Consider the following 13,415-nt stretch of genomic DNA (forward strand, 5'->3'; position numbering starts at 1 on the left):
CTCGTCTCCTCGTGCCTATTTCTCGACGTACCTCAGCGAGCGCAGCCCGCGCTCCAGGTGCCAGTGCAGGTAGGCGGACACCAGTCCGCTCCCCTCCCGGACGTAGCGCGCCTCGCACGCGTCCGCGGTCTCCCAGTCTCCCGTAAGCAGCGCCGCGAGGAGTTCCAGGGCCTGCGGCGAGGGTACGACGCTGCCGGGCACCCGGCAGTCGGGGCAGACGGATCCGCCCGACCCGACCGAGAAGAACCGGTTCGGCCCGGGCATCCCGCACTTCGCGCAGTCCGTGAAGCTGGGCGCGTAGCCGTTGACGGCGAGGGAGCGCAGCAGGAACGCGTCGAGCACGAGGTGCGGCGCGTGCTCGCCCCGGGCGAGCGTCCGCAGGGCCCCGACCAGCAGCAGGTACTGCTGCACGGCCGGCTCGCCCTCGTGGTCGGTGAACCGCTCGGCGGTCTCCAGCATGGCCGTGCCGGCGGTGTACCGCGCGTAGTCGGTGACGATCCCGCCACCGTACGGAGCGATCGTCTCGCTCTGGGTGCACAGCGGCAGGCCGCGCCCGATCAGCTCGCTGCCCTTGGAGAAGAACTGCACGTCCACGTGCGAGAACGGTTCGAGGCGGGCGCCGAACTTGGACTTCGTCCGGCGCACCCCCCTCGCCACCGCGCGTACCCGCCCGTGACCGCGCGTGAGCAGGGTGATGATCCGGTCCGCCTCACCCAGCTTCTGGGTGCGCAGCACGATGCCGTCGTCGCGGAACAGACTCATGACCCCATTCTCCCGTACGCGGACGGCGCCCCGGGCGGGCGCCCCGTGTCAGGCGAGTTCGCCCCGGCTGCGCGCGTTGGCGTAGGCGGTCGCGGCGCGCAGCCGCTCGGCCGGCGTCGCCTGCCGCACGGCGCCGGGGTCGGCGTCCCACTCCCGGCCGCCGCCGTACGGTCTCAGCTGCACGTAGGGGCCCTCGTGCCCCATGACGACGCCGACCCGTCCGGTCACGGTGTCCACGACGTGCGCGCCGACGGGCGGCCTCATCGCAGCACCGCCGCGAGCCGCCGCGCGGTCTCCACTGAACACCGCCCCAGTTCGACGAGCGGACAGGGCGCCTCCCGCGCGAGGCTCACCGGGTCCAGCCCCAGTGACGGCAGGGAAATTCCGCCCTTCGCGAGTGCCGTCCGCAATTCCTTCACCACTTCCTCCGCTTCTTCGACGCAGAACGCCGAGTGTTGTGCCGTCACCCTGATTCCCTTCCTTTCGACTTTCACTCTTCGTGCCTCCACGATGCGGCTCCGCGCTTACACTCGGAAAGGGCTCGGGCCCTACAAGCGAGGGGCTGCACAAGGGGGTTGAGTAATGGCCAACGGTTCGCGCCAGGCGGCGTGGGAGTTCTTCGGGGCGGAACTGAAGCGACGGCGGGAGGACGCGGGGTTCACCCAGGTGGAGCTGGGGACGAGGGTCTTCGTCTCGGGCGGCTACATCGGCCAGTTCGAACAGGCAATTCGCAAACCCCAATTGGACGTGGCCCAGCGGATCGACTCCGCCCTGCAAACCGACGGTATTTTCGAGCGACTGTGCAAGAAGCTGATTGACGACCGCCGCTATGCGGATTACTTCGCCCAGGCAGCGGAGTTGGAAGCGCTGGCGACGAACATCTCCGAGTTCGCGCCCACGCTGGTACCGGGACTCCTCCAAACTCCGGCGTATGCGCGCGCCGTAACGCTGGCGATGAATCCGCTCGCGCCGGACGAGTTCATCGAGGAGAAGGTGTCCGGCCGAGTCGAACGTGCCCGGATCCTCAAGGACGCCACGCGCCCCGTGTACTGGGTGATCCTGCACGAAAGCGTGCTCCGCGTTCCCGTCGGCGGCCCTGCCGTCATGGCCGAGCAGCTGGAGCACGTGGCCACCCTCGCTCGCCTACGGACGGTGATCATGCAGGTGCTGCCGTACGCGGCGGGAGCGTACGCGCTCATGAACGGGATGACGGTGCTCATGGAGTTCGAGGACGCACCGCCAACGGCCTATACAGAGGCTGTGTATTCGGGGAACCTGCTGGACGATCCGGCCGTGGTGAAGCGAACACACTCGGCATACGATCTGCTCAGGGCCGCCGCACTGTCCCCCGAGGCGTCCCTGGCCCTGATCGAATCGGCCGCGAAGGACCACAGACGATGCGCGAGTACGACTTGAGCAATGCCCGCTGGCGCAAAAGCACGTACAGCGACGGCAACGGAGGCAGTTGCGTCGAAGTCGCCGCCGGACTCCCCGGCGTCGTCCCCGTCCGAGACAGCAAGGTGGACGGTGGGCCGGTGATCGTCGTCGGGGCCTCCGCCTGGACGGAGTTCGTGCGCGGCCTGGGGTAAACCTCGGGGCCGGGACGCTCTGCAACGACGTGACCTGGTCCGCGTCGGCCGCCGCGTACCGGAAGGACGTCGCCGGGAGCCGCGCGAAGTTCCCGCTCACCGCCGGCATGCCCCGCAACGCGATGCCGTGCGCCGCCTGGCCGTACGAGCCCCGCGAGGAGCCCGTACGGATCACCGGCCGGGGCCCCTCCAACATCCTTCTGATCCAGAACGAACGGGACGTCGCCACCCCGCTCGCCGGCGCCCTGAAGCTCCGCGAGGCGTTCGGCCGCCGCGCCGTCATGGTCACCGTGGACTCCACCGGCCACGACGCATACCTGGCCAACGGCAACGAGTGCGGCGACCGCACGGTCTCCCGCTACCTGGCCACCGGCGAGCGTCCCCGGCGGGACACGTACTGCCCCCACCGGGAGGCGGGGACGGTGGCCTCCGGGGACGAGTAGTTCGTCGGACCGGACGATGAGCTGCCGATGACGCCGTTGGCGTGACGTTTCCGCCCGCTCGCAACCGGGCCTCCCGCAACCGGCCTCCTGTCCTGCAGAACCGACACCCCCCGGTGAGGAGACCGACGTGACCGCGACCGCTTTCGAGTACGGCCCGAACCCTGCCTTCGCCGGCAACCCCCGCGCCGTCGACGACCTGGGCGGCGACTACCTGCTGGCCCCGCCCGACCCGGCCGCCCGGCTGAACGCCGGCATCGACCCGCGCGACCGCCGCCGGCTGGACCTGCACGCCGCCCTGACCGCCGCCGGCATCCCGCCCCGGCCCGAGGACCGCGAGGCCATCGAGAGCCTGAGCGCCCTGTCCGGCAGCATCAACAGCACCATCCAGCGCTGGCTGCACCACACCCTGTGACGCACCGCCCGGCTCACACCGCGCCCGGCGCCACCAGACCCGACTCGTAGGCCACGATGACCAGTTGAGCCCGGTCCCGGGCCCCGAGCCGGCCCATGATCCGGCTCACATGGGTCTTCGCGGTGAGCGGGCTCAGCCCCAGGGAGTCCGCGATCTCCGTGTTGTTGAGGCCCCGCGCGACCAGCGCCAGCACCTCCCGCTCGCGGTCGGACAGACACTCGGGACCGGCGGTGACCGGCGCCGGCGGGGTGCGCAGGAACCGTTCGATCAGCCGGGCCGTCGGACCCGGTGAGAGCAGCGCGTCACCGGCCGCCACCGTGCGGATGGCGTCCAGGAGTTCGGCGGGCCGGGTGTCCTTCACCAGGAAGCCGGAGGCGCCGGCGCGCAGCGCGTCCACGATGTTCTCGTCCGTGTCGTAGGTGGTGAGCACGAGCACCCTGACCCCCGCGAGGTCCTCGTCGGCGGCGATCAGCCGGGTCGCCGCGATGCCGTCGAGGTCGGGCATGCGGATGTCCATGACGACGAGGTCGGCCCGCTCGGTGCGGGCCAGCTCCGCCGCCTGGCGGCCGGTGGCCGCCTGCCCGACGACCTCCATGTCCGGGGCCGACTCGACGAGCATCGCGAACGCCTCCCGTACCAGGGTCTGGTCGTCGGCGAGCAGCACTCGGATGGTCATCGGGTTCCCTCCCGGGTCGTCGCGGGCGTCAGCGGCAGGACCGCGCTGACCTCGAAGCCGCCGTCCGCCCGTGGTCCGGCGTCGAGTGTGCCACCCACGCTGCGCGCCCGTTCCCGCATGCCGACCAGTCCGAAGCCGGGGGCGGGGCCCGTCCCGTCGTCGGTCACGGACAGCCGCAGCACGCCGCCCTCCTCGCGCAGCTCCACGCGGACCGCGGGCTCGGGCCCCGCGTGCCGGACCGCGTTGGTCAGCGCCTCCTGGACGAGGCGGTAGGCGGCGGCGCCCACGGCCGGCGGGACCGGACCCGCCCGGACGGCCTGGTGCACCCGGGCGCCCGCGAGCCGGGCCGCCTCCACCAGGTCGCTCACACCGTCGAGGCCGGGCAGCGGGCCCCGGGTGTCCGGGGAGCCGTGCTCCCGCAGCACCTCCAGGGTCGTCCGGAGCTCACCGCGCGCCGTGCGGCAGGTGTCGGCGATGTCGTCGAGCGCCCTGGCGACGGCCGCCCGGTCCAGGCGCTCGGGGTCGGCGGCCAGGACGTGCGCCGCGACGGAGGTCTGCACACCGATCAGGGTGATGCTGTGGGCCAGCAGGTCGTGCAGGTCGCGGGCGACGCGCAGCCGCTCCTCGGCGACCCGGCGGCGGGCCTCCTCCTCACGGGTCCGCTCGGCGCGCTCGGCACGCTCGACGATGCCCGCGACGTACTGGCGGTAGAAGCGGACGTCGATGCCGCAGAACAGCACGGCGATGATCCAGCCGGAGATCTGCAGCAGCTTGACGGCCTCGTGGGTGCTGACGGTGAGCATCACGCTCACCGAGACGGTGATGACGCCCAGTCCGACGAGGATCGTCCGCAGCGGCCGGCCCGTGGCGGCCACGGTGTAGAGGGCGGTGTAGGCCGCCGGGGTGGCCGCGGCGTGGTGGTAGTCCAGGGCGTGGTACGGGGCCACGCAGGCCACCACGGCGAGCAGCGCGAGGACCGGACGGCGACGCCGCCACACCAGCGGCACGCTGCTGGCGAGCAGCAGTGTCCAGCCCGGCGCGTCGAGGCCGCGTCCGTCGTCGACCAGCAGTACGAGCACGGTGGAGAGCACCGCGCAGGCCACGGCCAGCAGCGCGTCGTTGCGGCGGGCGTGGGGCGCGGTCAGGGGGTCGCGGTTGACCGCCGCCATGATCCGCTCGCCCACCCGTGGGCGCTCCGTCGTCGTGATTGCCTGCACGGGGTTCATCCTCCGGTAGGAGGGCGCCCTTCCGGGAGGGAGGGGCGCCCTTTCGTCGGCGCGCGGGGGGCTACACGGGTTCCGGCTGCCGTTCGCGCCGGACCGCCTCGGGGGCCCGGGAGAGCCTGCCGGGCCACCACATCCGGCGGCGCAGCAGGACGCTCGCCGTGGTGACCAGATAGGTGCGGACGAGGAAGGTGTCGAGGAGGACGCCGACCGCGATGACGAAGCCGAGTTCGACGAGGCCCACCAGCGGCAGCGTGGTGAGCACGGCGAAGGTCGCGGCGAGGACCACGCCGGCGGAGGCGATCACGCCGCCCGTGGTGCGCAGCGCGGTGAGGGCGGCCGCCTGTGGTGCGGCGCCGTTCAGGGACTCCTCGCGCATCCGGTGCATGAGGAAGATGCCGTAGTCGACGCCGAGGGCGACCAGGAAGACGAAGGACAGCAGTCCGAGTCCGGGGTCGGTTCCGGCGAAGCCGAACAGCGGGCCGAAGACCAGGCCGCCGATGCCGAGGGCGGCGCCCCAGACGGCGACCACCGCGGCGAGCAGCAGCAGCGGTGCGACGAGGCTGCGCAGCAGGACCACGAGGATCACGAAGACGGCGGCGAGCACCAGCGGCACGATGACCGAGCGGTCGCGGGACTCGCTGTCGGCGAGGTCGAGCTGCTGGGCGCTGAGCCCGCCGACGTAGGCGCCGTGCTCGTCGAGGGTGTCCCGCAGCGCCTCGATGGCGCGGGTCTCGCCGGCCGTCTCGGGGGCGGCGGTGGTGAACACGGAGATCTCGGTCCAGCCCCCGCCGCTGCGTCCGGCGGCGGCCTCCGCGACCCCGCCGGTGGCGCGGGCCTCGTCCAGCACGGCGTCCGCCCGGCCGGTGGGCGCGATCACGGTGAGCGGCTGGGCGCTGCGCTCGGGGTACGCCTCGGCGAGGGTCCGCATCGCGGAGATGGACTCGGGCCGGTCGGTGAAGGAGTCCTCCTGCTTGAGCTGCCCGGTGAGGTTGAGGGTGCCCAGGGCGAGGGCGCCCAGCAGGATTCCGCCGCCCGCGAGGACGGCGGCGGGGCGGCGCGCCGCCGAGGTGCCCATGGCGGCGAACAGCGACCGGCGGGCCCTGGGCGCGCTGCCGAAGGCGGGGATCAGCGGCCAGAACACCCGGCGGCCGAGCAGGACGAGGATCGCGGGCAGCAGGGTCGTCATGGCGAGGAGCGCGGAGAGCACGCCGATCATGCCGACCGGGCCCATGCCGCTGCTGCTGTTGAGGTCGGCGGCGAGCAGGCACAGCAGTCCGGCGGCGACGGTGCCGGAGGAGGCGAGGATCGCCGGCCCGCAGCCGCGCAGGGCGGCGCCCATGGCGTCGTACGGGCGTTCGTGGCGGCGGAGTTCCTCGCGGTAGCGGGAGACGAGCAGCAGCGCGTAGTCGGTGCCGGCGCCGAGGACCAGGACGGTCATGATGCCGCCGCTCTGGCCGGTGACGGTGACGTCGAACAGTTCGTGCAGCCCGTACCCGGCGGCCATCGCCACGGCGGCGGCGACGCCCGCCGCGGCGAGCGGGACGAGCCACAGGAACGGGCTGCGGTAGATCAGCACGAGCAGCACGGTGACGACGCCGAGGGTGGCGAGCAGCAGGGTGCCGTCGATGGTCTCGAACACCTTGCCCATGTCGGTGGCGAGGGCGCCGGGCCCGCCGACCTCGACGCTCAGCCCGCCGGTGCCCCCGGCGATCTCCCGGACCCCGTCGACGAACGCGTCGCGGGCCTCCTCGTCCTGCCCCGGCCCGGTGCTGGAGACCGGGTACATCAGGGTGTTGCCGTCCGCGGAGGGGATGCCCCGCGGCTCGCGCGACAGCTCGTGGCCGTCCGCGATCCCGGCGACCTGCCCGGCGGCGGTCCGCCGGTCGGCGGCGGTCAGTCCGCCGTCCCGGTGGTAGACCAGCACCAGGTCGGTGGACTCGCCGCCGGGCAACTCGTCCTGGACGCGCGCCACCTGGGTGGAGTCGGCGCTGCCGGGCAGATAGTCCACGGCCCGGTTCTGCTGCACCTCGCCGAACTTCCCCGCGAGCGGCCCGACGAGCACCAGGGCGGCGACCCACAGCCCGACCACCACCCAGGGCACGGCGCGCCGTCGCCGCGTACCTGTCTTCTCGGCCCCCATGATTCCTGGCTCCCCTCCGGTCCGGTGTCTGGATCGATGTCCAGCCTCCCGGCGGGAAGGGCCCGTTTCGTCGGACGTGGGACCGAGTCCGGCGGTACCGCGGGGGGCGGCACGGGGCCGGCGCTACTCCCCCGGGAGTAACCGGCCCGTGCGCCCCGCCGGGGTCAGGCCCGGTCGACCATCCAGGTCCCGTCCTCCTCGTCGTCGACCCGCACCTCCAGCTCACGGATGCTCATACCGGCGTCCCAGAGCTCCCGGAAGCGCTTCATACGGTCCTGGACGTGGTCCCGGCGCGCGATCAGCCGGGTCCTGACGTTGACGTCGCGGAGGTCCTGCTCGATCTCGAAGGAGACCTCCTCGTCGTAGACGATGAAGTCGTCGGTGGTGCCGCGCTGGAGGTGCGGCGGCAGTTCGGGCAGCACCGCCACCCGGACCTCGATGTGCAGCGCCTTCTGCTCGTCGCACAGCCGCAGCAGCCGGTCGTCGAGTTCGCGGGCGCTCGCCAGCAGGAAGAGCCGCCGTACCGGCACCCCGTGCTCCTCGATCGCCTCCCGCTGGGCGTCGAGGTAGCGGCTGGCGGGTTCGCTGTTCCAGAACTCGCGGTCGACGGAGGTGCTGATGGCGCTGATGGACTGTTCCGCGGCGTGGGTGAGGGTGAGCATCCAGTCGTGGTTCTCGCCGTGGCACTCCACGCTCATGCTGGTGAGGGCCGCCATGTGCCCGACGACCCGCTGCATCTCCAGGCGGACGAACGTGTAGAGGATCGACGGTCCGGGCGCGAGGGCCTCGGCGAAGCGCTTGGCGAGCTCCGGCACTCCCTCGGTGCGGACGCGGTCGAGCGGCGGATACGACTCGGGGCCCGGGGGCTGCTGGGGCAGGCGGTTCTCGACGAGCTGCCTGATGTCCTCGGTGTGCCGGGCCAGGCCGGTCCTCAGGTCGTCGTCGTGCCGCTCCAGGCCGTCCCGTACGGTGGCGGCGGTCTCGGCCAGGACGTTCCGCGTCCGCAACTGCTCCTCGTCGGGCCCCCGGTCGCGCACCAGCAGGTGCTGGAGGGCCACCGTGGCGGCGGCGCAGAGCCCGGCGGCGGCGAGCTGCCGCAGCGCGCCGGAGTCGGGGCTCAGCAGTGCGGCGACGCCCCAGACCACGAGGCCGACGGTCAGGCCGATGAGGCCCCTGCGCGTCCACTCGGCCCGGTCGGGCGGGACCGGTGGACGTGCCGGGGCGCCGTCCGGCCCGCCGGGCGGGCGGGACCGGGCCGGGCCGGGGATCGCCGGGCCGCCCTCACGGCCGGGCGCGCCCCCCGCGCCGGGCCTGGGTGCCGTGTCCTCGGGCTGAGGTGACTGTGCCGTGCTCATCTCGCTTCTCCCCCCGTTGGGATGGGCGTCGGATCGGGGTGCGGGGATGTGCGTCGGGACGCGCCGGGGCGCGGGCCCGGGGTCAGGGACACCACTCGGCCTCCCGGTGGGGAATCGCGTGCAGGGCGAGCTGGTCCCGGATGCGCTGCACCAGGGTCCGCCACTGCCGGGTGAAGCCGGGGCGTTCCTCCAGGGCGTCCCAGAGCGGGGCCAGTCCCGGCGCCACCCGGGCCCGTGGCATCCACAGGTGCAGCAGGTGGTCGACGGCGGGCCGCAGGGCGGTGACGACGGCGGGGCGCTCCCCCGCGTGCCGCGGCCGGGCCGGCGGGTCGCCGGCGCCCAGCCGGATGCCGTCGAGGATGCGGACGACGGTGGTGAGCAGCCAGTCGTGCAGGGCGAGATCGTCGCAGAGCCCGGCGATGTCGCCGCTGGGGGTGCCGGCGGGGACGCGGAGCCGCACCGTGCGCAGTTCGTCCTCGGCGACGGTGAACCGCTCGATCGACGGTCCCTCGTCGCGTTCGGTGGGCAGGGCCACCCAGCGCAGCCTGGTGGGGCGGGACTTCAGGGGCGGTCGCTGGTCGAGCAGGGGGTGGCGCAGCACCCGGGTGAGCAGTCCGTCGGCGATCAGCCCGACGTCGAGTTCGCCGGGCCGGCCGCCGGTCAGCAGCCCCTGGGCGACCGCCTCGTACGGCAGTTTCCCGAACGGCTCGACGGTTCCGGGACGTACCAGGTAGTGGCCCCAGGGGCGCCGGTGGTCGGGTCCGGCGGCGGGCGCCCGGAAGTGGGCGGAGCTCTGCAGGACGCGTCCCTCGGTGAGGGAGGCGTGGGCGGCGACGGTGCCGACGGCGCGGATCCTGGCGCCGTTGGCGCTGGGCAGGGGGCAGTCGACGCCGGTGAGGGTGTCGGGCGAACGGCCGTAGAGGTTCGGGCGTTCGGAGAGCAGCACGCGCTCGTCGGCGCGCACTCCGAGGAGCTGGGCGGCGGCGCGGCTGTCGAGGGCCTGCAGGGCGGGCAGCAGACAGGTGCGGACCTCGCCGCAGGCGAGCACGACGGGCGGCTGCGTCTCCCCCGGCGTCATGTCACTGCCCCGCGTAGAAGACGTAGGAGACGCGGTCGGCCACGGAGGCGGGGACGTCCGCGTTCTCCCGGGCGGAGCGGCCGGCGGCCTGGTCCAGCGCTCCGGGGTCGACCTCGATCTGGTCGAGGATCACCCGGACGGCGTGCTCGACGGGTAAGAAGCGGCTGGGCAGCACCGAGCAGGTCCGGTAGGCGGCGAACGGGTCCGCCCGGGGGTTGAGCCGGACCAGCGGGGGCAGTTCGTCCCAGTCCTCGGGGAAGGCGCCGCCGGTGTGCGGCTGGGGCACGAGCACGGCCTCGCCCTCGTTGCGCAGCAGTCCGAGGCGGGCGAGCTGCCACACCGCGGCGAGGAAGGGGCACGACCAGGTGCGGTGCCCGTCCGGGCCGTCGTCCCACAGTTCGACGTCGAGGAAGACGGAGTGGCGGCGGGCGGCGGTCTCCTTCGGCGGCTGCCAGACGGCCTTCTTCATGGCCTGCGGGGCGCGTGCGCCGGGGCCGCGCTCGCCGTTGGCGAGCCAGCCGGTCCGCGCGGCCGGCGGGCGCAGCCCGTAGCTGCCGGGCGGCGGCTCCTCGACGATCCGTCCGGCCACGGCTTCGGCGACGGGCACCTTGCCGGCGACGGCGCAGCCGGACTCGCGGGCCAGGTAGTCGACGACGAGCCCGGCCCGGTCGGCCTCCTCCAGCAGCAGGGGGACGACTTCGGCGGGTCCGGCGAAGCGGGTGAAGTAGTCGTCGATCAGGAAGCAGGTGCTGATCCGCGGGCGTTTGCCGCCGGCCCCCGCGGCAGCCGTGGCGCGTGCCGCCTCCGCCCAGGGGCGCACCCGGGCGAAGTGGCGGCGCAGATGTTCCGGGCCGGCCTCGAAGTCCTCCATGTAGAGGTGGCCGAGCTCCAGCGAGAGGTGGGACAGCGGGACCGCCTGGGTGCGTGGCTCGGCGGCGGTCTCGCGGAACACTGCGTCCGTCACGGCCGCCCCCAGCAGTCGTCGTCGGTCAGGCGTCTCGCGAGCTCCTCCAGCGCCTCCAGCGTCTCCTTGTTGGCGATCTGGGTGGCGAGCACGTCCTCTTCGGTGATCAGCTGTTCGCGCCACTGCAGGATGGGCTCCAGGGGCACCGTGCCCAGGACCACGCTGTCGCCGATGCGGTGTTCCGCGGCGAGCCGGCGCAGGGTTTCGTCGCAGGCCTGCATCCAGGCGGCCTGGGCGGGCGAGCCCTGTGCCCACAGCGGCGAGTCCGGGTCGGGCACCGCGGCCCGGACCAGGCGGATGGCGCCCTGCAGCGCCTCCTCGTCGTGTCCGCGTTCGACGCCGCCCCGGATGATGCCGTGGTCCTTGTGGACGAGTCCGGCGGCGGCGATCACGTGCTGCCGGGTCCAGCGGTGGAACACCAGCCAGCGGAACGGGACGTAGCGCATCCGGGGGTGGGCGGTGGCGGCGAGGGCCATGTCGACGGCGTAGCTGCGGCCGGCGCTGAGGTCGACGACGATCACGTCGAACTCGCCGTTGAGCCGCAGCAGCAGGTCGACGCAGCGCTCGAGGGCGTCCTCGCCGGTGGCGAACTCGCCGCCGCCGGCGTCGCCGGGGAGCAGCACCAGACGGCCGGCCTGGTTCGGGCGGGCGCGCAGCTGGGGGTGCTCGGTCTGCCGCCAGACGTCGATCCTGGCGGGCTCGGCGACCATGCCCTCCAGGTAGGAGTGCAGGCCGTTCTCCTCGGTGCCGCGCATGGCGCCGGGCACGTCGAAGACGGCTGCTGCCGTGGGCGAGCCGAAGTCGAAGTCGACGTAGGCCACGTGGTCGCCGGCCAGGGCGCGCTGGTAGGCCAGGTTGGCGCTGGTCACCGAGCGGCCGGTGCCTCCTTTGTCGGAGGCGGCGAAGACGAGCACGGCTCACACCTCCTGGGCGGCGGCGCCCCGGGCCTGGGCCAGGGTGTCGAGCTCCTGGAGCACCGGCAGGGCCAGGGCGAACGCGGTCGCGGGCCGGTCGTCTACCAGGCCCCGGGCGTGGTCGAGCCGGCTTTCTATGCTCCGCATGGCCCGGCCCCTGCTGCCGTCGGCGGAGGCGGAGGCCTCCATCTGCTCCTTGCCGAACAGGTGGGTGGCCTCGCTGAGCAGGTCGCGGGCCAACTGGGCGAGTTCGGGGCTGCGGATGGGCTGTTGTTCGTAGAGGTTGCGGGCGGCGACCAGGCACTCGGTGACGCGTTCGGTGATGCTCCAGGACAGGCGCCGGCCGACGCGGGTGTCCGGGTAGACGGCCCGTGCGTTGTCCCAGAGGCCGGCCCCGTCGCCGTCCTCGATCCGCCGGTACCACAGGTGCTCGAACGCCTGCTCGCCCAGGCGCAGCAGGCGGTCCTGCGCGTCGATGTTCCGGGAGAGTTCCGCGAGCTGGATGATCCGCTTGAGCAGCTGGGCGGAGAAGTCGGTCATCCGCCACTGCAGCGGGCCGCCGGACCGCTCGGAGCCGGCGAGCGGCATGGTGACGCCCGGGTTGTGCAGCTCGATCGCCGGGTCGTTCCTGGTCATGCGGCTGGTGACGCGGCCGCGGTCGGCGAGGCGCTCCATGATGGCGACGGTGCGGGTGAGGTCGTCGTCGGTGGCCTTCCGGCGGACCAGGTCGTGCACGAGGATGGCCGCGACGGTCAGCGAGAAGTACTCGGACTCCAGTCGCAGTCCGGTGGTCTGCCAGGGCAGGTCCTCCAGGGGCCAGCGCTCGCTGCCGAACCGGGCGATGGCCGACCAGTACTGCTGGCTGAGTTCCCAGCGCAGGCGTAACGCCTCGGCTAGCTTCTGCTGGTCGGCGTCGAGCAGTCCCAGGGTGAGGGTCCGGTCCGAGAACAGGTCCTGGATGCCGTCCAGGGCGATCACGGTGAAGTACACGTAGGGCAGCCGGTCGGCGATGCCGTCGGGCTGGCCGGGGACCTGGATGTCCAGGTCGGTGATGGTCGGCGCGTCCTTGACCACGCCCCAGGCCCAGCCGCACTCGAAGAGCTGGCTCTCGTCCCGGATGCTCTCGTCGACCTGGATGCCGCGGCTGAGGCTCTCGATGATGGTGGCGCGCAGCGGGCGGAAGCGGCGGGAGAACTGCTGGAGCACGGCCCGGTCGGACTGTCTCTCCTGGCCGATCACCTGGATGAGCCGCTTGCCCTGTTCGGACTCGGCGTCGAAGACGTTGACGGTGAAGGAGCGCAGCAGGCTGATCATCGCCGCGGTCAGCCGGGTGTTGGTGGCGTCCCGCAGCTCGCCGAGGGCCTTGCGCACCTCGGGCCGGGTGGTGCTGGGCTCATAGACCTTGAGGAATCCGAGGGTGGCGAGGCACAGCGTGACGGACATGGAGTAGGAGTCGACCACGCCCAGCTGGTACTGCTCGTGGGTGAGCTTCTGCTGGGCGTCGGTCGCCCGGAAGTAGTGGCCGCCCGCGAAGGTGGGGCTGTCGTCGGGCCCGGTGTGGCTGCGCATGAACTGGGAGAGCGCGGTGATCAGGTTGGGCGGGATCTCCAGCCGGCTGCCGACCCGCTCCAGGGAGCGCAGCACGTCCCGTTCGGTGGTGTCCGGCTGGTCGAGCCGGAACGCGGGGACCTCGGTGGCGGGGTACAGCAGACAGAGCAGCCGCTCGGCGTCGGCGACGCTGCTCAGCCCGTCGGTGTCCTCCCAGACGAGTTTCCCGTCGTCGAACGAATGGCGGGCCACGGCCCGCCAGATGTCCAGCAGATGCTGCCGCGGCTTGATCTGCATCCCCGCACCCC

14 protein-coding genes and 1 pseudogene are annotated in these 13,415 nt (G+C 73.1%); 4 read left to right on the forward strand and 11 right to left on the reverse strand.

The window, feature by feature from the left end; all coding sequences use genetic code 11:
- Positions 1 to 15 precede the first annotated feature (15 nt).
- Genes recO through CNQ36_RS11460 form a run of 3 tightly spaced genes read right to left on the reverse strand, consistent with a single transcriptional unit; the run spans position 16 to position 1,229 of the window.
- Positions 16 to 762, reverse strand: a complete 747-nt coding sequence (gene recO, locus CNQ36_RS11450) for a DNA repair protein RecO (protein WP_121545920.1) — start codon at positions 760 to 762, stop codon at positions 16 to 18.
- Between the two features lie 48 nt (positions 763 to 810).
- Positions 811 to 1,026: a hypothetical protein gene (locus tag CNQ36_RS11455; protein WP_040907259.1), complete on the reverse strand. Its 216-nt coding sequence runs from the start codon at positions 1,024 to 1,026 to the stop codon at positions 811 to 813.
- Positions 1,023 to 1,229, reverse strand: a complete 207-nt coding sequence (locus CNQ36_RS11460; RefSeq protein ID WP_004931547.1) for a hypothetical protein — start codon at positions 1,227 to 1,229, stop codon at positions 1,023 to 1,025. The genes CNQ36_RS11455 and CNQ36_RS11460 overlap by 4 nt, the downstream gene beginning before the upstream one ends.
- 115 nt (positions 1,230 to 1,344) lie before the next feature.
- On the opposite strand from CNQ36_RS11460, the gene CNQ36_RS11465 reads away from it, so the two are divergent.
- The 4 genes and pseudogenes from CNQ36_RS11465 to CNQ36_RS11480 all read left to right on the forward strand — a co-directional run bounded on the left by CNQ36_RS11465 (position 1,345) and on the right by CNQ36_RS11480 (position 3,206).
- Positions 1,345 to 2,178, forward strand: a complete 834-nt coding sequence (locus tag CNQ36_RS11465; RefSeq protein ID WP_121545921.1) for a helix-turn-helix domain-containing protein — start codon at positions 1,345 to 1,347, stop codon at positions 2,176 to 2,178.
- Positions 2,160 to 2,351 (forward strand): DUF397 domain-containing protein, encoded by a 192-nt coding sequence (locus CNQ36_RS11470; RefSeq protein WP_121548431.1) that lies wholly within the window; start codon positions 2,160 to 2,162, stop codon positions 2,349 to 2,351. The genes CNQ36_RS11465 and CNQ36_RS11470 overlap by 19 nt, the downstream gene beginning before the upstream one ends.
- Positions 2,352 to 2,353: 2 nt before the next feature.
- Positions 2,354 to 2,794 (forward strand): annotated as a pseudogene (locus CNQ36_RS11475) (alpha/beta hydrolase); the annotation flags it as partial.
- Positions 2,795 to 2,921: 127 nt separating this feature from the next.
- On the forward strand, positions 2,922 to 3,206 hold the full coding sequence (locus CNQ36_RS11480) for a hypothetical protein (protein ID WP_040907255.1): 285 nt from the start codon (positions 2,922 to 2,924) through the stop codon (positions 3,204 to 3,206).
- Between the two features lie 13 nt (positions 3,207 to 3,219).
- Here CNQ36_RS11480 and CNQ36_RS11485 read toward each other — a convergent pair whose 3' ends face one another.
- From CNQ36_RS11485 to CNQ36_RS11520, 8 genes are all read right to left on the reverse strand, one after another.
- Entirely contained in the window at positions 3,220 to 3,882 is a 663-nt protein-coding gene (locus CNQ36_RS11485) for a response regulator (RefSeq protein WP_004931545.1), read from the reverse strand.
- On the reverse strand, positions 3,879 to 5,108 hold the full coding sequence (locus CNQ36_RS11490; protein ID WP_121545922.1) for a sensor histidine kinase: 1,230 nt from the start codon (positions 5,106 to 5,108) through the stop codon (positions 3,879 to 3,881). The genes CNQ36_RS11485 and CNQ36_RS11490 overlap by 4 nt, the downstream gene beginning before the upstream one ends.
- Positions 5,109 to 5,169: 61 nt before the next feature.
- The gene (locus CNQ36_RS11495; RefSeq protein ID WP_121545923.1) at positions 5,170 to 7,248 is read right to left on the reverse strand and encodes an MMPL family transporter; all 2,079 of its coding nucleotides are present in this window, start codon (positions 7,246 to 7,248) and stop codon (positions 5,170 to 5,172) included.
- Positions 7,249 to 7,412: 164 nt separating this feature from the next.
- Positions 7,413 to 8,603 (reverse strand): hypothetical protein, encoded by a 1,191-nt coding sequence (locus CNQ36_RS11500; protein WP_163013242.1) that lies wholly within the window; start codon positions 8,601 to 8,603, stop codon positions 7,413 to 7,415.
- Between the two features lie 82 nt (positions 8,604 to 8,685).
- A complete protein-coding gene (locus CNQ36_RS11505) occupies positions 8,686 to 9,681 on the reverse strand; it encodes an SCO2521 family protein (protein ID WP_121545924.1) in 996 nt (331 codons plus the stop codon).
- A 1-nt stretch (position 9,682) separates the two neighbouring features.
- Positions 9,683 to 10,645 carry an SCO2522 family protein gene (locus CNQ36_RS11510; protein WP_163013243.1) on the reverse strand — a complete coding sequence of 321 codons (963 nt, stop codon included), beginning with the start codon at positions 10,643 to 10,645 and terminating at the stop codon, positions 9,683 to 9,685.
- Complete coding sequence (locus CNQ36_RS11515) at positions 10,642 to 11,559, reverse strand: SCO2523 family variant P-loop protein (RefSeq protein WP_004931539.1); 918 nt, start codon at positions 11,557 to 11,559, stop codon at positions 10,642 to 10,644. The genes CNQ36_RS11510 and CNQ36_RS11515 overlap by 4 nt, the downstream gene beginning before the upstream one ends.
- A gap of 3 nt (positions 11,560 to 11,562) precedes the next feature.
- Complete coding sequence (locus CNQ36_RS11520) at positions 11,563 to 13,404, reverse strand: SCO2524 family protein (protein WP_121545926.1); 1,842 nt, start codon at positions 13,402 to 13,404, stop codon at positions 11,563 to 11,565.
- Positions 13,405 to 13,415: the final 11 nt, after the last annotated feature.

This window comes from Streptomyces fungicidicus (assembly GCF_003665435.1).
In the GTDB taxonomy this organism is placed as follows: Bacteria; Actinomycetota; Actinomycetes; order Streptomycetales; family Streptomycetaceae; genus Streptomyces; species Streptomyces fungicidicus.

Coding starts and splice junctions, on each gene's coding strand:
- recO (WP_121545920.1), bottom strand. CDS start 762: ATGAGTCTGTTCCGCGACGACGGCATCGTGCTGCGCACCCAGAAGCTG.
- CNQ36_RS11455 (WP_040907259.1), bottom strand. CDS start 1,026: ATGAGGCCGCCCGTCGGCGCGCACGTCGTGGACACCGTGACCGGACGG.
- CNQ36_RS11465 (WP_121545921.1), top strand. CDS start 1,345: ATGGCCAACGGTTCGCGCCAGGCGGCGTGGGAGTTCTTCGGGGCGGAA.
- CNQ36_RS11470 (WP_121548431.1), top strand. CDS start 2,160: ATGCGCGAGTACGACTTGAGCAATGCCCGCTGGCGCAAAAGCACGTAC.
- CNQ36_RS11485 (WP_004931545.1), bottom strand. CDS start 3,882: ATGACCATCCGAGTGCTGCTCGCCGACGACCAGACCCTGGTACGGGAG.
- CNQ36_RS11490 (WP_121545922.1), bottom strand. CDS start 5,108: ATGAACCCCGTGCAGGCAATCACGACGACGGAGCGCCCACGGGTGGGC.
- CNQ36_RS11495 (WP_121545923.1), bottom strand. CDS start 7,248: ATGGGGGCCGAGAAGACAGGTACGCGGCGACGGCGCGCCGTGCCCTGG.
- CNQ36_RS11500 (WP_163013242.1), bottom strand. CDS start 8,603: ATGAGCACGGCACAGTCACCTCAGCCCGAGGACACGGCACCCAGGCCC.
- CNQ36_RS11505 (WP_121545924.1), bottom strand. CDS start 9,681: ATGACGCCGGGGGAGACGCAGCCGCCCGTCGTGCTCGCCTGCGGCGAG.
- CNQ36_RS11520 (WP_121545926.1), bottom strand. CDS start 13,404: ATGCAGATCAAGCCGCGGCAGCATCTGCTGGACATCTGGCGGGCCGTG.